Source organism: Enterobacter sp. SES19 (genome assembly GCF_011765665.1).
GTDB lineage: Bacteria > Pseudomonadota > Gammaproteobacteria > Enterobacterales > Enterobacteriaceae > Enterobacter > Enterobacter pseudoroggenkampii.
This window is the reverse complement of sequence record NZ_CP050320.1, coordinates 4,181,927-4,203,032: the sequence shown is the minus strand read 5'-3', so window position 1 is coordinate 4,203,032 and position 21,106 is coordinate 4,181,927. Positions and strand designations below refer to the sequence as shown.

At 57.8% G+C, this 21,106-nt stretch carries 23 protein-coding genes; 7 read left to right on the top strand and 16 right to left on the bottom strand.

Features of this window, described 5'->3' with window-relative positions; all coding sequences use genetic code 11:
- Window positions 1-93: 93 nt before the first annotated feature.
- Together GXP72_RS20050 and GXP72_RS20045 are read left to right on the top strand one after the other, a co-directional pair.
- Window positions 94-618: an SCP2 domain-containing protein gene (locus GXP72_RS20050; RefSeq protein ID WP_024906374.1), complete on the top strand. Its 525-nt coding sequence runs from the start codon at window positions 94-96 to the stop codon at window positions 616-618.
- The gene (locus GXP72_RS20045) at window positions 612-1,115 is read left to right on the top strand and encodes an N-acetyltransferase (RefSeq protein ID WP_023309324.1); all 504 of its coding nucleotides are present in this window, start codon (window positions 612-614) and stop codon (window positions 1,113-1,115) included. Before GXP72_RS20050 ends, GXP72_RS20045 begins: the two co-directional genes overlap by 7 nt.
- Here GXP72_RS20045 and GXP72_RS20040 read toward each other — a convergent pair.
- Window positions 1,102-1,431: a GIY-YIG nuclease family protein gene (locus tag GXP72_RS20040; RefSeq protein ID WP_155267914.1), complete on the bottom strand. Its 330-nt coding sequence runs from the start codon at window positions 1,429-1,431 to the stop codon at window positions 1,102-1,104. The two genes, GXP72_RS20045 and GXP72_RS20040, sit on opposite strands and share 14 nt — an antisense overlap.
- A 14-nt stretch (window positions 1,432-1,445) precedes the next feature.
- Here GXP72_RS20040 and GXP72_RS20035 point away from each other — a divergent pair, with 14 nt between their 5' ends.
- Window positions 1,446-1,880: a YhbP family protein gene (locus GXP72_RS20035; RefSeq protein ID WP_024906376.1), complete on the top strand. Its 435-nt coding sequence runs from the start codon at window positions 1,446-1,448 to the stop codon at window positions 1,878-1,880.
- Here GXP72_RS20035 and GXP72_RS20030 read toward each other — a convergent pair.
- Entirely contained in the window at window positions 1,860-2,378 is a 519-nt protein-coding gene (locus tag GXP72_RS20030) for a type 1 glutamine amidotransferase domain-containing protein (RefSeq protein ID WP_023333577.1), read from the bottom strand. The two genes, GXP72_RS20035 and GXP72_RS20030, sit on opposite strands and share 21 nt — an antisense overlap.
- A gap of 128 nt (window positions 2,379-2,506) precedes the next feature.
- Here GXP72_RS20030 and GXP72_RS20025 point away from each other — a divergent pair, with 128 nt between their 5' ends.
- Window positions 2,507-3,151 (top strand): NAD(P)H-binding protein, encoded by a 645-nt coding sequence (locus GXP72_RS20025; protein ID WP_024906377.1) that lies wholly within the window; start codon window positions 2,507-2,509, stop codon window positions 3,149-3,151.
- 40 nt (window positions 3,152-3,191) lie between these two features.
- On the top strand, window positions 3,192-4,229 hold the full coding sequence (locus GXP72_RS20020; RefSeq protein ID WP_090418856.1) for a permease: 1,038 nt from the start codon (window positions 3,192-3,194) through the stop codon (window positions 4,227-4,229).
- A 66-nt stretch (window positions 4,230-4,295) separates the two neighbouring features.
- Here the strand turns inward: GXP72_RS20020 and dolP are convergent, their stop codons facing one another.
- Genes dolP through GXP72_RS20000 form a run of 4 tightly spaced genes read right to left on the bottom strand, consistent with a single transcriptional unit; the run spans window position 4,296 to window position 8,008 of the window.
- Window positions 4,296-4,871, bottom strand: a complete 576-nt coding sequence (gene dolP / locus GXP72_RS20015; RefSeq protein WP_024906379.1) for a division/outer membrane stress-associated lipid-binding lipoprotein — start codon at window positions 4,869-4,871, stop codon at window positions 4,296-4,298.
- Between the two features lie 9 nt (window positions 4,872-4,880).
- Complete coding sequence (gene diaA, locus GXP72_RS20010; RefSeq protein ID WP_003861754.1) at window positions 4,881-5,471, bottom strand: DnaA initiator-associating protein DiaA; 591 nt, start codon at window positions 5,469-5,471, stop codon at window positions 4,881-4,883.
- 21 nt (window positions 5,472-5,492) lie between these two features.
- Complete coding sequence (locus GXP72_RS20005; RefSeq protein ID WP_090418853.1) at window positions 5,493-5,888, bottom strand: YraN family protein; 396 nt, start codon at window positions 5,886-5,888, stop codon at window positions 5,493-5,495.
- Window positions 5,846-8,008 carry a penicillin-binding protein activator gene (locus tag GXP72_RS20000; protein ID WP_090418850.1) on the bottom strand — a complete coding sequence of 721 codons (2,163 nt, stop codon included), beginning with the start codon at window positions 8,006-8,008 and terminating at the stop codon, window positions 5,846-5,848. Before GXP72_RS20000 ends, GXP72_RS20005 begins: the two co-directional genes overlap by 43 nt.
- A gap of 62 nt (window positions 8,009-8,070) precedes the next feature.
- Between GXP72_RS20000 and rsmI the strand changes: the two genes are divergently transcribed.
- The gene (gene rsmI / locus GXP72_RS19995; protein WP_045331026.1) at window positions 8,071-8,934 is read left to right on the top strand and encodes a 16S rRNA (cytidine(1402)-2'-O)-methyltransferase; all 864 of its coding nucleotides are present in this window, start codon (window positions 8,071-8,073) and stop codon (window positions 8,932-8,934) included.
- A gap of 67 nt (window positions 8,935-9,001) precedes the next feature.
- Here the strand turns inward: rsmI and GXP72_RS19990 are convergent, their stop codons facing one another.
- The 9 genes from GXP72_RS19990 to kbaZ form a co-directional block, all read right to left on the bottom strand.
- Entirely contained in the window at window positions 9,002-10,891 is a 1,890-nt protein-coding gene (locus GXP72_RS19990) for an enterotoxin (RefSeq protein ID WP_208763291.1), read from the bottom strand.
- A 20-nt stretch (window positions 10,892-10,911) separates the two neighbouring features.
- Window positions 10,912-11,784, bottom strand: coding sequence for a tagatose-bisphosphate aldolase subunit KbaY (kbaY, locus tag GXP72_RS19985; protein WP_048992574.1), 873 nt, complete (start codon window positions 11,782-11,784; stop codon window positions 10,912-10,914).
- A 12-nt stretch (window positions 11,785-11,796) separates the two neighbouring features.
- Complete coding sequence (locus GXP72_RS19980) at window positions 11,797-12,942, bottom strand: SIS domain-containing protein (RefSeq protein WP_208763290.1); 1,146 nt, start codon at window positions 12,940-12,942, stop codon at window positions 11,797-11,799.
- 246 nt (window positions 12,943-13,188) lie between these two features.
- Window positions 13,189-14,322, bottom strand: a complete 1,134-nt coding sequence (gene nagA, locus GXP72_RS19975; RefSeq protein ID WP_208763289.1) for an N-acetylglucosamine-6-phosphate deacetylase — start codon at window positions 14,320-14,322, stop codon at window positions 13,189-13,191.
- Window positions 14,319-14,753, bottom strand: a complete 435-nt coding sequence (gene agaF / locus GXP72_RS19970; protein ID WP_208763288.1) for a PTS galactosamine/N-acetylgalactosamine transporter subunit IIA — start codon at window positions 14,751-14,753, stop codon at window positions 14,319-14,321. The genes nagA and agaF overlap by 4 nt, the downstream gene beginning before the upstream one ends.
- Before the next feature lie 16 nt (window positions 14,754-14,769).
- Window positions 14,770-15,648 (bottom strand): PTS N-acetylgalactosamine transporter subunit IID, encoded by an 879-nt coding sequence (agaE, locus tag GXP72_RS19965; RefSeq protein WP_061716429.1) that lies wholly within the window; start codon window positions 15,646-15,648, stop codon window positions 14,770-14,772.
- Window positions 15,638-16,417, bottom strand: a complete 780-nt coding sequence (gene agaW / locus GXP72_RS19960; protein WP_061716430.1) for a PTS N-acetylgalactosamine transporter subunit IIC — start codon at window positions 16,415-16,417, stop codon at window positions 15,638-15,640. The genes agaE and agaW overlap by 11 nt, the downstream gene beginning before the upstream one ends.
- A 10-nt stretch (window positions 16,418-16,427) precedes the next feature.
- Window positions 16,428-16,901, bottom strand: coding sequence for a PTS N-acetylgalactosamine transporter subunit IIB (agaV, locus tag GXP72_RS19955; protein ID WP_023333561.1), 474 nt, complete (start codon window positions 16,899-16,901; stop codon window positions 16,428-16,430).
- Window positions 16,902-16,919: 18 nt separating this feature from the next.
- Complete coding sequence (gene kbaZ / locus GXP72_RS19950; RefSeq protein WP_194266163.1) at window positions 16,920-18,215, bottom strand: tagatose-bisphosphate aldolase subunit KbaZ; 1,296 nt, start codon at window positions 18,213-18,215, stop codon at window positions 16,920-16,922.
- A 251-nt stretch (window positions 18,216-18,466) separates the two neighbouring features.
- On the opposite strand from kbaZ, the gene GXP72_RS19945 reads away from it, so the two are divergent.
- Window positions 18,467-19,270 (top strand): DeoR family transcriptional regulator, encoded by an 804-nt coding sequence (locus GXP72_RS19945; protein WP_208763287.1) that lies wholly within the window; start codon window positions 18,467-18,469, stop codon window positions 19,268-19,270.
- Between the two features lie 45 nt (window positions 19,271-19,315).
- Here the strand turns inward: GXP72_RS19945 and garD are convergent, their stop codons facing one another.
- Window positions 19,316-20,887: a galactarate dehydratase gene (gene garD, locus GXP72_RS19940; protein WP_208763286.1), complete on the bottom strand. Its 1,572-nt coding sequence runs from the start codon at window positions 20,885-20,887 to the stop codon at window positions 19,316-19,318.
- Between the last annotated feature and the right edge of the window lie 219 nt (window positions 20,888-21,106).

Below are 21,106 nucleotides of genomic sequence, written 5' to 3'. Positions count from 1 at the left end.
GTACGGCGGACGACGGTTTGTTGATTTACGCCGCTATGTTGCGCTTCGGATATGGCAAAATAGCAGGACTATAGATATCAGGGAGTAAAGCTCGTGCTGGATAAACTGCGTTCACGTCTCGTACAATTTGGTCCATCAATGCTGAGCGTGCCGGTAAAGCTGGCGCCGTTCGCGCTTAAACGTCAGGTGCTGGAGCAGGTCCTGAGCTGGCAGTTCCGCCAGGCGCTGCAGGATGGCGAGCTGGAATTCCTGGAAGGGCGCTGGTTGAGCATTGAGGTGCGTGATATCGGGCTGCGCTGGTTTACCTCCGTTGAGAATGACCAGCTAATCGTCCGCGAAACCGCCGAGGCGGATGTGAGCTTTAGCGCCAACGCCAGCGATCTGCTGATGATCGCCGCGCGTAAGCAGGATCCGGATACGCTCTTCTTCCAGCGCCGTCTGGTGATTGAAGGCGACACGGAGCTCGGTCTGTACGTGAAGAATTTAATGGATGCCATTGAGCTGGAGCAGATGCCGAAAGCGCTGCGCGTGATGTTAATGCAAATGGCAGATTTCGTTGAGGCCGGGCTGAAAACCCCGCCGGACGGTAAACACACTTCAGTAGGTGAGCCATGCTGATTCGAGTCGAAATTGGGATTGATGCGCCGGGGATCGATGCGTTGTTACGCCGCGCCTTTGCGAGCGATGCCGAAGCCCAACTGGTCCACGACCTTCGCGAAGACGGCCTGATTACGCTGGGGCTGGTTGCCACCGATGACGAAGGTCAGGTGGTGGGCTATGTTGCCTTCAGTCCGGTCATCGTTCAGGGCGAAGAGCTGCAGTGGGTAGGCATGGCACCGCTGGCGGTAGATGAAAGCTATCGCGGGCAGGGGCTGGCACGCCAGCTGGTCTATGAAGGCCTGGATTCGCTCAATGAGTTCGGTTATGCGGCCGTTGTCACGCTGGGCGATCCGGCGTTCTATGGCCGTTTAGGCTTTGAGCAGGCCGCGCATTACGATCTGCGCTGCCGCTGGCCGGGTACGGAATCCGCTTTCCAGGTGCACCGTCTGGCGGACGACGCGCTGAACGGCGTCAATGGTCTGGTCGAGTACCACGACCATTTCAATCGCTTTTAATCAGGCTCTCGCGTAGCGCCTCAAAGGAGCCGTCTCCGGTCACGAGGCGCTCTTTCTGGCGCTTCGTCAGCTGTTTGATGCGGTATTCCAGCCTGAGCGCCAGCGATCGGTCACCGACGGGCGCCGAAAAGGCGAGCTTTAATTCCCCTTTCCCCCGCAGCGCCTTTGCCCCTTTTCCCGTTTGATGTTGTAAAAAACGCCGCGCCACATCGGTGGTGATCCCGGTGTAGAGTGCGTTATCAGCGGTTCGGACAAGATAGAGAAACCAGCACACGGTAAACAGATTCAGTATGTTAAGGTGAACGCACCATAGCATGAGAGAGAACGAAAATGGAAACACTGGCCGCCATTAACCGCTGGCTGGCGAAGCAGCATGTTGTCACCTGGTGCGTCTATGACGAGGGGGAGATGTGGTGCGCTAACGCGTTTTACTACTACGATCCGGAGCGCGTCGCGTTTTATGTCATGAGCGAAGACAAAACGCGTCATGCGCAGATGACTGGCCTGCAGGCGAAGGTCGCGGGCACGGTGAATGGCCAGCCGAAAACGGTCGCGCTGATCCGCGGCGTGCAGTTCAAAGGGGAGATCCGTCGTCTGGATGGCGAAGAGAGCGACGCGCGCCGTAAGCTCTACACGCGCCGCTTTCCCGTTGCCGCTGCGCTAAAAGCCCCGGTGTGGGAAATCCGCCTCGATGAGCTGAAATTTACCGACAACACCCTGGGCTTTGGCAAGAAGCTGCACTGGTTACGCGCCGAGCAGGCGTAGCGCTTCGCGGTTAAACGCCGGGAGATCGTCCGGAGTACGGCTGGTGATCAGCTGATCTTTGTCGTTGACCACTTCCTGATCGTAAAACTCGGCGCCCGCATTTTTCAGATCGATAACGATCGGTTTCACCGCCGTGAGCTTACGCCCGCGTACAACCTCCGCGCTGATAAGGAGCTGCGGACCGTGACAGATGGCAAAGACCGGTTTGCCGGTAGAAACAAAGTCCCGGGTAAAGGTCACGAAGCGTTCGTCCCCGCGCAGGGAATCCGGGGAATGGCCACCGGGTAACAGCAGGGCGTCGAAATCTGAGGGGCTAACGTTATCGATAGTCTCATCAATAGTTACGGTCGCCTCGCCCTTATGGCCTGTCACCGTTTTGCCCGCCTCTTTCTCAATGGTGATGACCTCATGTCCCGCCTTGCGGAACGCCTCTGCAGGCGAGGTGAATTCTGAATCTTCAAACTCGTCGGTAATCAAGACTGCGATTTTCTTGCCCATGCTTCCTCCGTTGTTTTGGCTTCAGACTGATTTTTCTCCGCTTGTGGTAAATACTTACCTGTAACAGACTTCTAAGTGTGGTCGACGACGCTGAGTTCGCAAACGGACAATTCTGTAAAGGGGATACGATGAGTCAGGTATTGATTACCGGGGCTACCGGGTTAGTGGGCGATCATCTGCTGCGGCTGCTGATTCAGGATCGCCGCGTGAACTATATCGCCGCCCCGACGCGTCGACCGCTGGCAGATTTATCTGGCGTCTTTAATCCGCACGATCCTCAGCTGACGGACGCGCTGGCGCAGGTCCAGGATCCTATTGATATCGCCTTTTGCTGTCTGGGCACCACGCGACGGGAGGCGGGCAGCAAAGAGGCATTTATCCACGCCGACTATACGCTGGTGGTGGACACCGCGCTTACGGCGAAAAAACTGGGGGCCAGACATTTTCTGGTGGTCAGCGCGCTGGGCGCCAGTGCCGGATCGCCTTTCTTCTACAACAAGGTGAAGGGCAAGATGGAGGATGCGCTGATTGCGCAGAAATGGGAGCAGCTGACGATTGTGCGCCCTTCGATGCTGATCGGCCACCGGGACGAACGCCGCTTTAACGAGTCGATCCTGGCCCCGCTGTTTCGCATCCTTCCCGGCAACTGGAAGGCCATCGAGGCGCGGGACGTCGCGCGGGCGATGTTAAAAGAGGGACTGGCCCCGTCGAAAGCGGGCGTAAACATTATCCCTTCGGCAAAACTGCGTGAAATCGCGCAGGGCGAGGCGTAAACTCCCCCGGCTAATAACCTAATACTCTCCGGGGAATGCTATGACTGGTCAGTCTTCATCTCAGGCGGCAACACCTGTTCAATGGTGGAAGCCCGCACTCTTCTTTCTCGTGGTCATTATTGGCCTCTGGTACGTGAAATGGCAGCCGTACTACGGCAAAGCCTTCACCGCCGCCGAAACGCACAGCATCGGTAAATCTATTCTCGCTCAGGCTGAGTCCAGCCCGCTGCAGGCGGCGTGGGACTATGCCATGGTCTACTTCCTTGCCGTCTGGAAAGCCGCCGTTTTAGGCGTCATTCTGGGGTCGCTGATTCAGGTGCTGATCCCGCGTAACTGGCTGGTGAAAACCCTCGGTCAGCCGCGCTTTCAGGGCACGCTTCTGGGGACGATTTTCTCCCTGCCAGGCATGATGTGCTCCTGCTGTGCCGCGCCTGTGGCGGCAGGGATGCGCCGCCAGCGCGTGTCGATGGGCGGCGCGCTGGCGTTCTGGATGGGCAACCCGCTGCTCAATCCGGCGACGCTGGTGTTTATGGGCTTTGTGCTGGGCTGGCATTTCGCGTTCATCCGTCTGGTCGCCGGGCTGCTGACCGTGCTGGTGGTGGCGACGCTGGTGCAAAAACTGGTGAAGGATACTGCTGAAGAACCCGCAGCCGTTGAGCTGGACGTCAGCGAGCCGCAGGGCGGGTTCTTTGCGCGCTGGGGCAGGGCGCTATGGCAACTTTTCTGGAGCACCATCCCGGTCTATATCCTGGCGGTACTGGTTCTGGGGGCGGCGCGCGTCTGGCTCTTCCCGCATGCGGATGGTGCTATCGACAACACGCTGATGTGGGTCATTGCGATGGCCGTTGCAGGCTGCCTGTTTGTGATCCCAACGGCGGCGGAGATCCCGATTGTTCAGACCATGATGCTGGCCGGCATGGGCACCGCGCCGGCGCTGGCGCTGCTGATTACGCTGCCGGCGATCAGCCTGCCGTCGCTGATTATGCTGCGTAAGTCATTCCCGGCGAAAGCGCTCTGGCTGACCGCGGGGCTGGTGGCGTTGAGCGGGGTGATGGTGGGAAGTATTGCGCTTCTGTGAAAAACGCCCGGTGGCGCTACGCTTACCGGGCCTATAAAAAATCCCCTCAAGTGAGGGGATTTTTTTTTATTTAATGTAAGTAAACGCGGTGGTGACGTGCTTCACGCCGCTCACCCGGCTGGCGATATCGGCCGCCGCTTTCCCTTCACGGTCGGTCACCAGACCCAGCAGGAACACTTCACCGTTTTCAGTCGTCACTTTCACGTTGGAGGATTTCACTTGGTCCGAGCCCAGCAGCTGGGAACGCACTTTGGTGGTGATCCAGGTATCGGAAGAGGCATCACCCAGGCCAATTGGCTTGCCCTGACGCACTTCGTTAAACACCTCTGTGGTTCCTTCAACACCCATTGCGATTTGTTTCGCACGAGAGGCGAGTTCCATATTCGGCGCCTGGCCTGCCAGCAGCACTTTGCCCTGGTAAGCCGTCACGTTAATACGCGCCTCTTTCTTGATCTGTTCGTCTTTCGACAGCGCACTGTTGACGCGCAGCTCCAGCGTACCGTCATCCACCTGTGTCCCCACAGAGCGCGGATCGGTTGCCGCTTTGGTGCCTACTGCGGCGGTACCCACAACGGCCGCAGCGATACATCCCTGAAGCAGTAATGCAGACATAAGGACTGCGAGGGTCGATAAAGCCTTCATAAGAACTCCTTAATCATCCTGGTGAGGGAAAAGCGTGTTATCGATCAAGTCACATAAGCAGTTCACCGTGAGCATATGCATTTCCTGAATACGCGCGCTCCGGTGAGACGGAATGCGGATTTCCACATCCTGCGGCCCAAGCAGACCCGCCAGCTCACCCCCGTCATAGCCGGTTAAGGCCACGATGGTCATGTCGCGGGTGACGGCGGCTTCAACGGCTTTGACAATATCCCGGCTATTGCCGCGCGTAGAGATGGCCAGCAGCACATCTCCGGCATGACCCAGGGCTCGCACCTGCTTTGCGTAAATTTCGTCATGCAGACGATCGTTAGCAATCGCCGTTAAGACCACATTATCGGTATTAAGTGCAATGGCGGGTAAACTCGGGCGTTCTGTTTCAAAGCGATTGATCATGCTGGCAGCAAAATGCTGTGCGTTGGCGGCTGACGTGCCGTTGCCACAACAGAGGATTTTGTTGCCATTAAGCAGGGATTGCACCAGCGTCATTGCGGCACGCGAGATAGCATCCGGAAGGGCTTCCGCCGCGGCAATCTGAGTCTGGATGCTTTCTGTGAAGCACACTTTAATTCTTTCGAGCACGTTATCCCTTTTAAATCTTAATTATGCGTCTTCGCCAAAAGCGTTTTTAAGCCATTCGATTTCATTTCCGGTGAAGGCTATCACATCGAACCGGCAATCCACAGTATCAAAGCTCCCATTATGGCGGGCAAGCCACAAGTGGGCAGTCTGTAATAATTTATGTTGTTTGGCGAGCGTCACGCTGGCGGCAGCACCGCCAAAACGGGAGGACTGTCGAAAGCGCACTTCTACAAACACGATGACCTGACCGTCTTTCATGATCAGGTCGATTTCGCCGCCGCGCCCGCGGACGTTGGCGGCGATGAAATGCAGTCCTTTGCCTTCAAGCCAGCGACGCGCCCTTAACTCCCACGCATCGCCGGTCTGTTTGCGGCTTAACTGGCCGGGACGATCTGCCCCTGCTGGTATTTGAGCCATGATAACTTCCTGTTAATCACACAATCCTGAGTGGCGGTCAGATCGCCAGTGTTGCCGTTAAGCTCGAAGCCCGGCACCTGACGCATCTGGGTAAAGTGGTTCGCCAGCGCCCACGCATCAACCCCCATCGCATACAGACGGGCCAGCGAATAATCGTTACGTACGGTACTCAGCGCCTGCTGCATCAGCGCCGGGTTGCTGCCTGCCAGCATCGGGATTTCGCTGTACTGCAGACCGTCCATTTCCAGACGGAAATCCGGTCCCGCGGTGCCCTGCGCGCTGCGGGAGCTGGCGTAGAGCGTTGCGCCGCTCTGGCTGCCGTTACGCATCGCAATCATCGGTTTGATAAAGGCGATCTCCTGCGGCGTGGCAACGATATAAGCCGCATCCACTTTACCGCCACCGCTGATCTGCGCGTCGGTAGGTGGGGCAGGGATCGTCAGGCCGCCAATCGTCACGCCCTGCTGCTGTGGCAGGCTCGCGGTGACAGGACTGCCGTTAAGCGCGATGCCCGCCCCGCCGTTTACGCCAGCCCGCAGTTCAGAGACGGAACCGAATTTCTGCTGCAGCACCACGCCGCCGCCCAGCTTCTGCCACTCATCGGCAAAGGCATTGGCCACGCGATCGCCCAGCGCGCTGCGTGGGATGAGCAGCAGCGGAGCCTGCTTACCCTGCTCGTGAATATGACGCGCCGCATCGCGGGCTTCATCTTCAGGAGAGAGCGCGAAGTAGCAAATATTGGCCCGGTTCTGAACCTGCTCCGGCTGGTTGAGCGCCAGTACGTTCAGCGTGGTATTGCTCTTCATCAGCTCTTCCACGTTGTTTTTCAGCAGCGGACCGACAACGATGCTCGCCCCGTCCTGTTGAACCTGCGCCAGCACCTGATCAAGCGGCTGCGAACTGGTGTCGTAGATTTTCAACTCAGCGCCCGGATTGGCGCTGGTGGTTGCCACGGCCTGCGGCTGCGCGGCAGGTTGGGCCGCGGGTTGCGCAGGCTGCTGTTGAGGTTGTTCTGCTGTTGTGACAGGTGCAGGTGCCGCTTGCGTCTCGGCCGGAGCCTGGGTCGCAGGTGCTGTAGTAGCCGGTGCCGCTGTAGCTGGCGGCGTCGTCGGAGCCGTCACCGGGTTTTGCATCGTGCCCTGCGCCGACGCTTGCGCCGTGGTCAGGTCGCTGGTCTCTGCGGCAGATGGGCTGACAACATCATTCACGTTAGCCGCCTGGGCCGCCTGCGCGGGAACCGCGCTGCCGGTTACCGACGTCGTGCCGTTTTTCGCCGCTTCAAAGCCCTGCTGAATGGTGCGGCCAAACACCGCCGCCTGGCCGTTGAGCGGCAGCAGCAGAGCGATTTTGCTGGTAGACGCAGGCTTAAAGTTCTGCACGTTCACTAGCTGGGTTGGCAGCATTTTCGCGCCCGGGTTTTGCGGGTAGCGCGTCTGCCAATCCGTAATACCGGCTTTCAGCATCTTTGGATCGCTGCGGTTGTTAAACCACATCTGCTGCAGATCCAGCCAGCCCTGCAGGACGTTTTCATCGGCGTTGATGACCAGCGCCTGCGCCTGTTCCTGCGTCATCGACGCCAGCGCTTGCCAGGTGGCATCGATATTTTTCTGCTTATCGGCACCGCCAAGCAGTGGCTCTTGCGCGACGAGCGCGCGGAGCAAGGTCAGCGAAGGGCGTCCCTGCTCAGCGGTAATGCCCGCCTGCCAGAAGCGCGCCTGCTGATTTTTATCCAGCGCGCTCACGTCAATATCCCCGAGGATCTTCTTCGCGGCGGCGTAATCTTTCAGCGCGACTTTCAGCTCGGCAGAGAGCAGGCTCTGCTCACGACGCTGGGCGTCGTTAAGATCTTTTGGCAACTGGTTAAACAGCTCGGCTGCCCGCTGGGTTTTACCCTCTTTCAGCAGTGCACGAATGGCGAGTAATTGCCAGTTGGTCTTGGTATCATTTGAACTCTGCGACATTTGTTGCAGATAAAAGCCAGAATCAGCCTGAGCAGAACCCTGGAGATGGGCGGTGCTCTGGTCAGGTGCCTGGGTGCCACAGCCTGCAAAGATCAGGGCTGCCAGCAGAAGCGGCACGCTGCGCGTGGCTTTTTTTCGAAGAAACGTTAACGGTACCATACTGTATCCAGTGATTTTTTTTACGCAATGCTCAATATTAAATCGGCAATACGGACGAAACAATGAAACAACACGAAACGGCAGATAATTCTCAAGGCCAGCTTTATATTGTACCTACTCCTATCGGGAATTTGTCTGATATTACCCAACGTGCGCTCACCGTACTGCAAGCTGTTGATTTAATTGCTGCTGAAGATACCCGCCACACTGGCCTGCTGCTGCAACATTTCGCGATTAACGCCCGTTTGTTCGCTCTGCACGATCACAATGAGCAACAAAAAGCCGAAACGCTGGTGGCGAAGCTGAAAGAGGGGCAGAACATCGCCCTGGTCTCCGACGCCGGTACGCCGCTGATCAACGATCCTGGCTATCACCTGGTGCGTACCTGTCGCGAAGCCGGTATTCGCGTTGTGCCCCTGCCGGGTCCATGCGCTGCCATTGCTGCGCTGAGCGCCGCAGGTCTGCCGTCTGACCGTTTCTGCTATGAAGGCTTCCTGCCTGCCAAATCCAAAGGCCGCCGCGACGTCTTAAAAGACCTGGAAGCGGAACCGCGCACCCTGATTTTCTACGAATCCACACACCGCCTGCTGGAGAGCCTGGAAGATATGGTGACCGTCTGGGGAGAAGCCCGCTACGTGGTGCTGGCGCGCGAGCTGACCAAAACCTGGGAAACGATCCACGGCGCGCCGGTGGGTGAACTGCTGGCGTGGGTGAAGGAAGACGAAAACCGCCGCAAGGGCGAAATGGTGCTGATTGTCGAAGGGCACAAGGCGGAAGAAGACGCGCTTCCTGCCGACGCGCTGCGTACGCTGGCGCTGCTGCAGGCGGAACTGCCGCTGAAGAAAGCCGCTGCGCTGGCGGCAGAAATTCACGGCGTGAAGAAAAATGCGCTGTATAAGTATGCGCTGGAGCAGCAGGGGGAGTAAGTCCCTGACGCCTGTTTTGCCGGGTGGCGGCTGCGCCTTACCCGGCCTACAGAGCTTGATACACCTTTTAGTTAACTGGCATCGCCTCAAACACCAGCGTTTCCAGCGGCTGCAGTGTAATCACCACCGCATTTTTGTACGCCTCCGGTACGGTTGAATTACGGCCATACACCGCCTTCAGACTAAACTGCGCCGCGTTTCCTGTCGGGACTTCGAAATCTTTCGCCAAATCCAGGAAGTAGCTTTGCGGCTTATCCGACGGGTTACGCAAGCCGAGAATCGCTTTGTCCTTGCTCCAGGATGCCCAGCCGTAAACCTGCAGTGCGGTTGGATCACCACCAATCCAGTGCGTATCCACCAGCACGCTGGCGTTATCCCGCGACCACTTCGCCGCCTGTGCCAGGGTATCCCACTTCGCCTTGTTCAGCATTGACGGGGTGATATACAGCTCCTGCAACTGCGTGCCGGTGGCGAAGTAGCTCCAGACCTGGTCGGCAAAATCGCTGTCCGTTTGCACTTTCTCCAGCCCGTAATAGGCGTTTTCCGCGCTGACGATCCCGTGGTACATCAGCGAGTTCAGCGGGAACAGCGGGCCTTTGCGCACAATGGAGCGGTACGTTTCCGCATCGCGGTAGGTCATCCACTGCTGCACCGGCGTGCCGGGGCCGTACAGGTTGATGTCATCGCCCTGGCGCCAGATAGAATCGGCATAGAACAGCCAGGACGGGCTGGCGTTGGTACCTGTCGTCAGGTTGATAAACAGATTCGGGTTGGCGCTGCGCATGTTGTGCAGCAGGGCGATGGAGGCGTCAAAATCCGAGGCATACGGGCTGCCCTGGATATGCGCGTTGGCATTACCCATCCCGTCCAGTTTGAACGAGGTAATGCGTTCGTTTTTGATTAGCTTAACGATCTGCTCATTGAAGTTCTTAAAGTAGTTCGGCCCTGACAGCGCCAGCTTCCCGTCGACGGTTTCGAACCCATACTCTTTTGCATGCGAGACGCGAACGTCGCGCGGCTTGTTGTAGCCTCCCCACGGTGAGAGCCACAGTCCAACCGAGCTGTGCAGGCTGTCGGCTTTTTCCCGAACCTTGCCAAAACCGTTGCTGAATGCCGGGCCAAATAGCCAGCGCCCGGTAAGATCGTCCCATCCGTCGTCCAGCAGGAAGGCGTCCAGCGCCACGCCGCGTCCGGTAATAAACTCCTTATTCCACTCGTCCATCCGCCCCAGCACATCCTGCTCGGTGTAGGGATTGAAAAAGCCGATATCCATCCAGCTGTTGTAGTGCAGATAAGGCTTGTACGGTCGCGGACGAACGGCATCAATAAACTGGTTCACGCTGCGGCGCAGCTGGCTGATTTCCGGGAAAGTGCCGAACCAGGTGGTAAAGCTGACCGGCGACTCTGGCTGGATCGGCGTTTTCAGTTCTACGTTGAGATTGGTGGTCGCTTCATAGGCGTAAGTGTTAACGATGGGCTTGTCCGGCAAAATAAAGAATGAATCAGCAACGATCGGCGAGCTGTTAATCGCCCCGTCGACATAGGGGGCCTGAGACTGTTTTTTAGTCGGGAAGAAGGTAATTTTCGCCACGTCTCGCGGCTGGCCGACTGCGGCAATGGTGTAGTCGATGCTGGCGTATTTTCCCTTCACCAGGTTTAGCTTCACCGTCACGTTAAAGTCCGGATGGGTAAAGTCGATGACAATTGCGTTGTCCTGCTTTTCGACGTGCTTGATGGTGAAATCAGCGGTGTGGATTTTTGTTTCATCCGGCAGCGTCAGAAAGAACAGCTCCTGCGGCGTGAGCGGATGGTTAGCCTTATTGTCCTTAACCACTACCGTTGAGTTTGCGTCATCAAACGAGAGGGCAATATTGTCGTTATTGAGCGCGTAGTTCGCCGCCGCCGCGCTATGGGAAACGCACAGGGCCAGCACTGAGAGTGCGAAGATTTTTTTCATCAGCGTAAGCTCCTTTTTAATCAGGCTTCTGCCGGAAGCAGCAGCCGGTTTGCCGAGCCGCAAACGGCGATCTTGCTTCTGACCACCTCTTTCATGGCGTCCATGCCGACCCGCATATAGAAGCGCGGATCGTTACCCTGCGGGTTTTCGGCAAACCAGGCTTTAACCGCGTCAGAGAAGGCAATTTTCAGTTCGGTGGCCACGTTGACTTTGCACACGCCCAGTTCGATGGTGCGGCGCACATCCTCATCCGGCACATCGCTTGCGCCGTGCAGCACCAGCGGAACCGTGACCACTTCGCGAATTTCCGCCAGCCGCTGGAAGTCGATTTTTGGGCGCTTGGTATACAGGCCGTGCGCGGTGCCGATGGCGACGGCAAGGCTATCGACGCCGGTCAGTTCGACGAAGCGTTTCGCCTCCTGCGGATCGGTAAGGAACGCGCTTTCGGCGTCCACGCTCATGTCATCTTCCACGCCGCCCAGGCGGCCCAGCTCGGCTTCGACGCTGCAGTCGTTGAGGTGGCAGAAATCGACCACCGACTTCACCAGCTTCACGTTTTGTTCAAACGGATAGTGGCTGCCGTCGATCATCGCGCTGCGCACGCCCGCGTTGACCTTGCGGCGAATATCGTCCAGCGATTCGTGGTGATCGAGGTGCAGCGCCAGCGGCATGTCGTAGGTGTGGGAGTACGCGCTGCACAGGGCGTAGATCTCTTCCAGCGCAATATGCTTGAAGGTGCCCGGCGTGCCCGCGAGGATCACCGGCGATCGCATTTCGCTGCACACTTCGAGGATCGCCTGGATCGTCTCCGCGTTGTGGATGTTGAACGCCGGAACGGCGTAGCCTTTTGCCTGCGCGTCCAGCAGAAGATATTTCGTCGAGATAATACTCATAATCAGATCCTCTTAAGCCTGCCACGGATGAATAACAACGCCCTGCACCACGCGGTTGACCGTTCCGCTGGCGGATGGCGTATCGGGCGTATTGCCTACGCTGAGCGACTGGGTGAGTGCAAAGACCTGGGCATAGATCAGGAAGCAGAACGCCTGTTCCATATCGATAAACGGACGTGAAGGCGGCAGCAGAATGTGCGGACCCGCTTCAATGACCGGATCGTTTTCAGCGGCGATGGCGACGACGCGCATAGCCTGGCGATCGCGGCGCAGCTCGGCCAGCAGATCCAGATCGTACTGACGCGTATACGGATGGCTCGAGATAAACACCACCACCAGCGTTTCGTTATCCACCAGAGACTTCGGCCCGTGACGGAAGCCCGTCGGGGAATCGTAGAATGCCGCCAGCTTGCCCGCCGTCAGCTCCAGCACCTTCAGCGCCGATTCGCGCGCCGCGCCCTGCAGGCCGCCGCTTCCCAGATAGACGACGCGTTTCCACGGCTCGTTGCCAAAAACATCGTGGCTGAAATCGCCGAGCGAGGTGAGGATCGCCTGACAGCGATCGGCGACGTCGCGGAAGGTTTTACTGTTGATCGTCTCAGGGGCGAATACGGCCAGACAGCTCGCCATCATGGTAGTGATGCTGCTGGTCATCGCGAACCCTCGGTCGTGCGTTTCGGCAGGCATCAGCAGGGCATAAGCGTTATCGCTGTTAACGGCGTTCTGGTAGAGGCTCCCCGCCTCGTTGCAGGTAATCGACAGGTGGTAGCACTCTGGTACGAACTGGTTTGCCAGCTCGACGGCTGCGACGCTTTCCGGGCTGTTGCCGGAGCGGGCAAACGAAACCAGCAGCAGCGGATGCGCAGGGCTGAAGTAGTCCATCGGGTTCGTGACTAGATCGGTTGTTGGGACGGCAGTGAAGTTTTTCCCGGTGTAGCTCGCGAGCCAGGGAGAAACGATATCGCCGATAAAGGCGGACGTGCCCGCGCCGGTAAGGACGATCCGCAGATCGTGCTTGCGCAGCAGCGGCGTCAGGAAGCTGTCGATCGAAGCACGCAGGCTATCGATATTGTTGAGCGAGCGGATCCAGCTGGCAGGCTGCTGGCGGATCTCTTCCTCGGTCCAGGTGCCGGTTGCGGCGGTGGTAGTTTGTGGCATAACTCAGTCCTTAGTCGTGTGAATTCCACATCAGACGCTGGCAATCGTGTCGCTATCTTTCGTTTCGTTTCACTTGTTCACTTTAGCAGTTAAATAAAATCTATAGAAAAGAAATCGAAACTTCAATGAAAGAAAAGAAATAAAACGAAAAGTGTGATCGTGAAAGGAAAGGGAAAATTTAAGGAAAGGAAAAGAAAGGCCTTACGATCGGGTGCCGTAAGGCCAACAGGAGACACAATGAAAGGGCTAAAGGGGGAGAGCCTGGCCCTGAATCCAGATCTGCTGGAGGTACAAACCCCCGTCCAGCGCAATGATATTGGCGTGTTTACCCGGGGCTAAGGATCCGAGCTGACCGTCAACGCCAAGCAGCCGGGCAGGGTGTAGCGAGGCCATATGGATAGCGTCTTCGGCGGTTACGCCCGCATACTCCACCATATTCCTGACCGCGGCATCCAGCGACAGCGTGCTACCTGCCAGCCCGCCGGAGCCGGTTCGAACCACGCCGTTTTGCATTGAGACCTCTTCACCACAGAGCGTGTACCGTCCGTCCGGCATACCTGCCGCCTGCATGGCATCGGTAATCAGCACCACGCGATCCTTCGCGCAGCAACAGCATAAGCGCATCGCCCCAGGATGGACGTGGTGGCCGTCGGCAATTAGCTCCAGCCACGCCCGTTTGTCCGTCAGCCCTGCACCGACCATGCCGGGCTCTCTGTGGTGCAGCCCCGTCATGCCGTTGTAGCAGTGAACCAGCCCGTCGGCACCCGCATCAAACGCGGCGAGTGTTTGCCGGTACGTGGCAGCGCTGTGGCCCAGCATCACGCGTAAACCGCGCTGTTTAAGATGGTGGATCGCCTGCAGCGCGCCGGGTTTTTCTGGCGCGAGCGCCACTACCCGCAACGTGTTATGCGAGACGTCGATCAGTGCATCCAGCTCCATGATATTCAGTTCCCGGAATAACTCGGGCGGGTGCGCCCCTTTGTTCTGCGGCGTAAAGTACGGTCCTTCCAGGTAGCTGCCCAGGATCTGCGCCCCGGGGCCGCCCGACTGAGCGCGCCGGGCGATTCGCGCGAGCGCGCCGTGGATAGTCTCCAGCGGCGCGGTCACGGTGGTGGGTAAAAAGGCGCCCACGCCTTCGCGCGCTTTATGCATCGCGAGAATATCCAGCACGTCAGGCGCATCATCCATCACGTCCACGCCCGCGCCGCCGTGGACGTGCGTATCGATATACGCCGGGCAGAGCAGCTCTGCATCGCGCGACGTCACGCCTGCCGGGACAGGCTCAATAGCCGCAATCACGCCGTTTTCAATGCGTAGCTGGTGGTCATCCAGCCAGCCCTGTTCGGTAAGCACCCGCCTCGCGCGCAGCAGCTGGCTCATATCCCTTCCTCGGCAGGGGCTTCCTCGCGACAGCGTCCCAGCTCGTCTACGAGGCTCGTCAGGCCGCGGTGCCCGCACTCCAGTGCCTGCAGACGAAATGCTTCACTGCTTAATCCGTCGCGCTCCAGCACCATCTCCAGCAGCAGCTGCAGGTTGGTGCCGGTGATCACTTCACTGTCCGGCCGTTGCATGGCGAGCGTCGATGCCACGCGAAACGGCGTGCCGCCGAGCAAATCGGTGAGAAACACAATATCGTGCTCTGCATCGAGTTCGCTCACCGCCTGCTCAAGCTGAGCGGTCAGCCGCGCGGTGGTGGACGTTTCAGGAAAATCGATGGCGATAAACTGCGGCTGTTCGCCGAGGATCTGCTTCATCGCCTGCTCAAGCCCGCTGGCAAACCCGCCGTGACCCGTCAAAATAATGCCTAACATCGCAACCTCTTTGCTTTTACAGGAAGTGACAGAATTTACCGACAACGCCCAGCAGCACGGTGATACCAATCAGCCGCAGCGGGCTCCAGCCGCGACGCACCAGCCAGAACATGGTCAGGGTGTAGACCAGCGGCAGGAACGCGGGCATCAGCTTGTCGATAACGTCGGCCTGCAGTTTGACAACGGCATCACCTGCCTTGATTTCAAGCGTCGTATTGAGGCGGACGTAGGTTGCCACCAGCGCGCCGATCACCGTCATCCCGACGATAGACGCCGCGTGGCCGACCTTTTTGGTGTTGGCTTTAATCAGCGGGATGGCCGCCACGCCCATCCGGTAAGCGTAGTGCGCCAGGCCAAAACGCAGGCCGAGGTGCACCACGTTAAACAGCACGATAAAGACCACGGCCCCCAGAATCGACCCTTGCAGCGCCAGGCTGGCGCCGATACCACCGCAGATGGGCAGCAGGGTTAGCCAGAACATGGCGTCGCCAATACCGCCGAGCGGCGCGCCGACGGCAATTTTGGTGCTCTGGATACTGTTCACATCCTGCTTGGAGCGCTCCATCGCCAGAATGATGCCGATTACAAAGGTCACCAGGAACGGGTGGGTGTTAAAGAAACCCATATGGCCTTTCATTGCCCGCGCCAGGTCCCGCTTGTTGGTGTGGATCTTTTTCAACGCGGGTAGCAACCCGTACAGCCAGCCGGAGGCCTGCATACGTTCGTAGTTAAACGAGGCCTGCAGTAGCATGGAACGCCAGGCCACGCGGTTAATATCCTTTTTAGTTAACTCGGCACCGATGCTCTGGTCTTCGTAGACGTTTTCATTCACGCCGGTCAGCAGCGTCTCTTCGCGTTCAGACACGTCCGGCAGGGTGGTTTGGTTAGATGCCATCTTCGAATTCCTCTTTCTGGGCTACTGGAGCCGTCGGCTCAGGTGATTTACGCATCAGGTCGATCAGCGCCATCGCCAGCGCGGCCGCCGCAATCGCCAGCACCGGAAGCTTGAGCCAGGCGGCGGCGACAAAACCGATAATGAAGTAAGGGATGTAGACGTTTTTCATCATGATCTTCAGCAGCACGGCGAAGCCGATGGCTGGCATGATGCCGCCCGCGACGCCGAGGCCGTCAATCAACCGTGCCGGCAGAACATCAATGGCGGTTTTCGCATGTTCCGCACCGAAGTAGATCGGCAGGAACGCGCACAGAAAATAGAAGATGCCGAGCGCCAGCAGCGCAAGATAGTTAACCCGTTCAATACCGTGAGTATCAGCATTGGCCGCCATGCGATCGCAGCGTGACATCACGCCGGACATCACCGAGAAGAGGAACGTAATCCCCATTTGAACCGCAACGGCAAACGGGACGGCGACGCCAACGGCAACTTCTGGCTTCACCCCGGTGCTGATGGCAAATGCGGTACCCACGATGGTGCCGATAATGACGTTCGGCGGCTGGGCACCGGCGAGCGGGGCCAGCCCCATCCAGACCAGCTCTAACGTACCGCCGGTCAAAATACCGGTATGCAGGTCGCCCAGAATCAGGCCGACCAGCGGCCCGAGCACCACCGGGCGGTGCATGTGTGTTAACCCGTTAAACATATCCAGACCGGCGATAAAGGCGAGTATGCCCAACCCCAGCGCCTGCAACAGACTGATTTCCATTGTGAATCCCTCAGAGCAGTTTAAAGAGGTCCAAAGCAGTTTCTGTTGGAACGCCCTGAACGAAGCATTCCACACCGGCCGCTTTCAGGCCGTTGAACGCGGCGATATCGTTCGCGTCGACAGAGACCGTTTTGGCAATTTGTTGTTTGCCACTGGCGTAGTGCATGTTTCCGACGTTGATACGGGTGATGGGCACGCCGCCCTCAACCAGCTTCAGAAAATCGGCGGGTGATTTGCAGACCAGCAGGATTTTCTGGCGGTCAGCGGCGCGGTGAATGTTGTCGATCACTTTTTGCAGCGACCAGAAGCGCACGGCGATCCCTTCCGCGAGCACCATTTCCATCAGGTTCTGTTGAACCGGATCTTCAGCCACCTCATCGTTGGCGACGAGTACCAGGTTTGCCCCCGCAAACCCCACCCACTGCACGCCCACCTGACCGTGGATCAGGCGTTCATCAATGCGGCATAAGACAATGTTTGGCATAGCGCTTTCCTCTTTTTATTATGCGTTTTGCGTTGTTACGCCTTCGCAGGCGGCGTGGTACTGCTGGAGTATGTCCTGAATGTGGTCAATGATGAGTTCCCGTGGCGTTGACTTGAGAGCGCCCTCGCGAACTTTCCCGTACTGCAGCGGCAGGTACTGGCTGATCAGCGGCAGCGGAATGGGCTCGTCTGCCAGGTTACGCACCAGGCGTTCAAAGGCGTCGTCAATCTGACCGTCCGGCCAGTAGTAGCGCACGCGGTCAGAGTAGCTGTAGCCGCGCGCCAGGCGACGCGCGTTGCCGTCACCGTGGTAATGGCTTTGCCAGTATTCCGGGCGGTCGAGCATGACGTTTTCCAGTACGTGACGCAGGCCGGAGCTGGCTTTTGCCGGCAGCAGCTCCTCTTCTATGGCGGCCAGCGAGAACAGCGCTTCGCGCAGGGCGAAGGTCAGGGCAGGACCAACTTTCAGAATCGCAAAGTGATCGTTGACCAGCTTTCGCAGCGCCTGCGGCGTCTGGTAGTCGGTGGAGTGTGCTTCAAACACCAGCGTGTCGTAGGCTTCAACCATTTTGCTCAGGGCAACGGCTTTCTGCGGCTGATAGTCGCAGACGTGCGCATGGTCGAACTCCACGCCAGGCTGGACCACCAGGCCAATAATGCGCGGCCAGATGTTGCTTAAGCCTTCCTTTTCGAACGCGTGGCGGTGCGCTTCAAGCGTGGCGCGGGCCGCGTCTGGCGTGGTGACGGCAAGTTCGGTGAGCGTCTCGTGCGCGCCACCGGGAACCGGCACTTCCGTGCCGATAACGTAGACCAGATCGGATTCACCAAACTGCTCGCAACAGGTCGCTTCGGCAATCTTCGCCAGGCGTGCGGCGCGTCCGGCAACGATCGCGTCGGTCAGGGGAACCGGGTCGTCCGCGCAGGACATGCTGCAGTCGAGGTGGATCTTTTTGAATCCGGCAGAAACATAGCTTTTGATCAGATCGTCGGCATTTGCCATCGCCTGTTGCGCAGGCAGGTTTTGCCAGCGGTTAGGGCCCAGGTGATCGCCGCCGAGGATCAGCTGTGACGTCGGGAAACCGAGCGACTCGGCCAGCTGGCAGACAAACCCGTGAAAATCAGCGGGCGTCATGCCGGTATAGCCACCAAACTGATCCACCTGGTTGGAGGTGGCCTCGATCAACAGCGGGGATCGATGTGAATGCGCGTAACGAATTGCAGCTTCCAGTACCAGCGGATGTGCGGAGCAGACGGCGTAAATCCCGTTTGAATTCCCCCGTTTATGGTGTTCCACCATTTCTGTCAGATGTTTCACTTTCCTCTCCATTTCGGATGGTAATGATATTTATCTTTCGTTTTGTTTCATTTAATCCTGCATCATGGTGATCTAAAAATAAAACGAAAGATAATAGTTTTCCGATCTGTTTCACAAAAGAAACATAATGAAAGGTTTCAGCGCGGTGCCAGCTTGCGTATCGTCACTATGCAGGGCTTGCATTCCCGTAAAGGAAAGGCCTTAATAGGCAAAACGAAATGAAACGAAAGAATTTTGATTAAGGAGCTCGTATGAGCAGCACCGATTCATCCGCGGAAAAGCGCATCACCAGCACCAGTGAAAGGCGGGAGCAGATCATTCAGCGGTTGCGGGCGCAGGGAAGCGTACAGGTTAACGATCTGTCTCATCTGTACGGCGTATCGACGGTAACAATCCGCAACGACCTGGCGTTCCTGGAGAAGCAGGGCATTGCCGTTCGCGCTTACGGTGGGGCATTGATTTGCGAAGGCAACATGCCGGGCGCTGAGCCTTCCGTGGAGGATAAAAGCTCGCTGAATACGGCGGTGAAGCGCAGTATCGCGCAGGCTGCTGCCGCGCTGGTCAAACCCGGGCACCGTATTATTCTGGACTCCGGCACCACGACGTTTGAAATCGCCCGCATGCTGCGTCAGCACACGGATGTGATTGCGATGACTAACGGCATGAACGTGGCGAACGCGCTGCTGGAAGCTGATGGGGTGGAGTTGCTGATGACCGGCGGACATTTGCGTCGTCAGTCGCAATCCTTCTACGGTGACCAGGCCGAGCAGTCGCTACAGAATTACCATTTTGACCTGCTGTTCCTGGGCGTCGATGCCATTGATCTCGATCGTGGCGTGAGTACGCATAACGAAGATGAAGCCCGTCTGAATCGCAAAATGTGCGAGGTGGCGGAGCGTATTATCGTTGTCACTGACTCCAGCAAATTTAATCGCTCAAGCCTGCATAAAATCATCGATACGCAACGGATTGATATGATTATTGTCGATGAAGGTATTCCGGCGGAAAGTCTTGAAGGATTACGGAAAAGCGGGATTGAGGTGGTGTTGGTTTAAATTATTTTACCCTCTCCCTGGGGGAGAGGGCAGAGTGAGGGGAAGTCACGTCACCGGTGCCGGGTTAAACACCGCCAGCTGATTATGTAATCCCCACTGATCCGAAAAGGTTTTCTTCCGCCCGCTGGCGACATCCAGAATGAAGTGGAACAGCTTCCAGCCCACGTCTTCAATGCTCTCTTCTCCGGTGGCGATGGTTCCCGCGTTGATATCCATTAAGTCATACCAGCGGTTCGCCAGCGCGGTGCGGGTCGCCATTTTAATCACCGGCACCGCCATCAGGCCGTACGGCGTGCCGCGCCCGGTGGTAAAGACCTGCACCGTAATGCCGGATGCGACCTGCTGCGTGCCGCACACAAAATCGCTGGCCGGCGTTGCCGCGTAGATCAGTCCGCGTTTCGTCGGGCGCTGTCCCGGAGAGAGCACCTCTGCAATGGCGCTCTGCCCGGATTTGGCAATGGAGCCGAGGGCTTTTTCCACCACGTTCGCCAGGCCGCCTTTTTTGTTCCCCGGAGACGGGTTGGCGCTGCGGTCGGTTTTGCCCATATCGAGATAGCTATCGTACCAGGCCATCTCCTCAAGCAGGCGCTTGCCGACCTCTTCATTAACGGCGCGTGGCGTAAGCAGATGGATGGCGTCACGCACTTCGGTCACCTCGGAGAACATCACCGTGGCGCCGCAGCGAACAAGCAGATCGGACGCATAGCCTACCGCCGGGTTGGCCGTCACGCCGGAGAAGGCATCGCTGCCGCCGCATTGGGTGCCCACGACCAGTTCCGAGGCCGGACACGTTTCGCGCTGGCGGCGGTTGAGTTTGTCCAGATGTCGCTCTGCCACCTGCAGAATGTCATCGACCATTGAGCGGAAACCAACGTGGCGTTCGTCCTGCAGGCGCACGATACTGGCCTCGTCTGCCGGGATGGCTTTGACATCCTCGGTACCCTGCAGCAGGCGTTCTGGCTGCAATTTTTCACAGCCGAGGCCGATGACCATCACCTCGCCGCCAAAGTTCGGGTTGAGGGCGATATTGTGGATGGTCCGGATCGGCACCACGGCAGCGGGCGCGTTAATCGCCACGCCGCAGCCGTAGAGGTGGTTCAGGCCCACCACGCCGTCGACGTTCGGGTATTTTGGCAGCAGATCGCGTTCGATAATTTTCACCACGTAATCCACTACGCCCGCCACGCAGTGCACGCTGGTGGTAATGCCGAGCAGATTCTTGGTGCCGACGCTGCCGTCCGCATTGCGGTAGCCTTCGAAGGTATAGCCCTCCAGCGGAGGAAGCGGTTCCGGCACGCGGGTTGCCAGCGGAAGCGTGTTCAGCGGCGGCGCTTCTGGAAGTGCCACCAGCGACTCCTCAACCCAGCTACCCTGTGGTATAGCGCGAACGGCATAGCCGATGACTTCACCGTAACGTACGATTTCGCTATTAGCAGGGATATCCACCAGGGCGACTTTATGTCCCTGTGGAATATGCTCAATCAGTTCCAGCCCGTCCGGGAATCGAGTGCCCGCTTTTAAGCCATTGTCGTTGACAATAATCGCCACATTATCGATGTCGTGTACTTTGATATAAAACGCCGTCGGCGATGCCTGTCGAATTTCAATGTCGGCCATTGTTCACTATTCTCCAGCAAAGTGTCTGATAATAAATTCAGCCAATTTTCTAATGGTAGAAATAAATACGCGTCTTTCAGAAATAAAGCATGTCAGCATAGGGGATATTAAAATGTGATCTCGCTCGCTCCCGAACCCGTAATCCTTGATTCTGTGCATTAGCGCCCAGTGCTTTGTGCATATGCAAAAATTTTTATCAAAATATGCCGTAATACCTGA

What these genes read in the sequence shown, in the direction of transcription:
- GXP72_RS20045 (WP_023309324.1), top strand. Translation starts at nt 612, where the DNA reads ATGCTGATTCGAGTCGAAATTGGGATTGATGCGCCGGGGATCGATGCG.
- GXP72_RS20040 (WP_155267914.1), bottom strand. Translation starts at nt 1,431, where the DNA reads ATGCTATGGTGCGTTCACCTTAACATACTGAATCTGTTTACCGTGTGC.
- GXP72_RS20035 (WP_024906376.1), top strand. Translation starts at nt 1,446, where the DNA reads ATGGAAACACTGGCCGCCATTAACCGCTGGCTGGCGAAGCAGCATGTT.
- GXP72_RS20030 (WP_023333577.1), bottom strand. Translation starts at nt 2,378, where the DNA reads ATGGGCAAGAAAATCGCAGTCTTGATTACCGACGAGTTTGAAGATTCA.
- GXP72_RS20025 (WP_024906377.1), top strand. Translation starts at nt 2,507, where the DNA reads ATGAGTCAGGTATTGATTACCGGGGCTACCGGGTTAGTGGGCGATCAT.
- GXP72_RS20020 (WP_090418856.1), top strand. Translation starts at nt 3,192, where the DNA reads ATGACTGGTCAGTCTTCATCTCAGGCGGCAACACCTGTTCAATGGTGG.
- dolP (WP_024906379.1), bottom strand. Translation starts at nt 4,871, where the DNA reads ATGAAGGCTTTATCGACCCTCGCAGTCCTTATGTCTGCATTACTGCTT.
- GXP72_RS20005 (WP_090418853.1), bottom strand. Translation starts at nt 5,888, where the DNA reads ATGGCTCAAATACCAGCAGGGGCAGATCGTCCCGGCCAGTTAAGCCGC.
- GXP72_RS20000 (WP_090418850.1), bottom strand. Translation starts at nt 8,008, where the DNA reads ATGGTACCGTTAACGTTTCTTCGAAAAAAAGCCACGCGCAGCGTGCCG.
- rsmI (WP_045331026.1), top strand. Translation starts at nt 8,071, where the DNA reads ATGAAACAACACGAAACGGCAGATAATTCTCAAGGCCAGCTTTATATT.
- GXP72_RS19990 (WP_208763291.1), bottom strand. Translation starts at nt 10,891, where the DNA reads ATGAAAAAAATCTTCGCACTCTCAGTGCTGGCCCTGTGCGTTTCCCAT.
- kbaY (WP_048992574.1), bottom strand. Translation starts at nt 11,784, where the DNA reads ATGAGTATTATCTCGACGAAATATCTTCTGCTGGACGCGCAGGCAAAA.
- GXP72_RS19980 (WP_208763290.1), bottom strand. Translation starts at nt 12,942, where the DNA reads ATGCCACAAACTACCACCGCCGCAACCGGCACCTGGACCGAGGAAGAG.
- nagA (WP_208763289.1), bottom strand. Translation starts at nt 14,322, where the DNA reads ATGAGCCAGCTGCTGCGCGCGAGGCGGGTGCTTACCGAACAGGGCTGG.
- agaF (WP_208763288.1), bottom strand. Translation starts at nt 14,753, where the DNA reads ATGTTAGGCATTATTTTGACGGGTCACGGCGGGTTTGCCAGCGGGCTT.
- agaE (WP_061716429.1), bottom strand. Translation starts at nt 15,648, where the DNA reads ATGGCATCTAACCAAACCACCCTGCCGGACGTGTCTGAACGCGAAGAG.
- agaW (WP_061716430.1), bottom strand. Translation starts at nt 16,417, where the DNA reads ATGGAAATCAGTCTGTTGCAGGCGCTGGGGTTGGGCATACTCGCCTTT.
- agaV (WP_023333561.1), bottom strand. Translation starts at nt 16,901, where the DNA reads ATGCCAAACATTGTCTTATGCCGCATTGATGAACGCCTGATCCACGGT.
- GXP72_RS19945 (WP_208763287.1), top strand. Translation starts at nt 18,467, where the DNA reads ATGAGCAGCACCGATTCATCCGCGGAAAAGCGCATCACCAGCACCAGT.
- garD (WP_208763286.1), bottom strand. Translation starts at nt 20,887, where the DNA reads ATGGCCGACATTGAAATTCGACAGGCATCGCCGACGGCGTTTTATATC.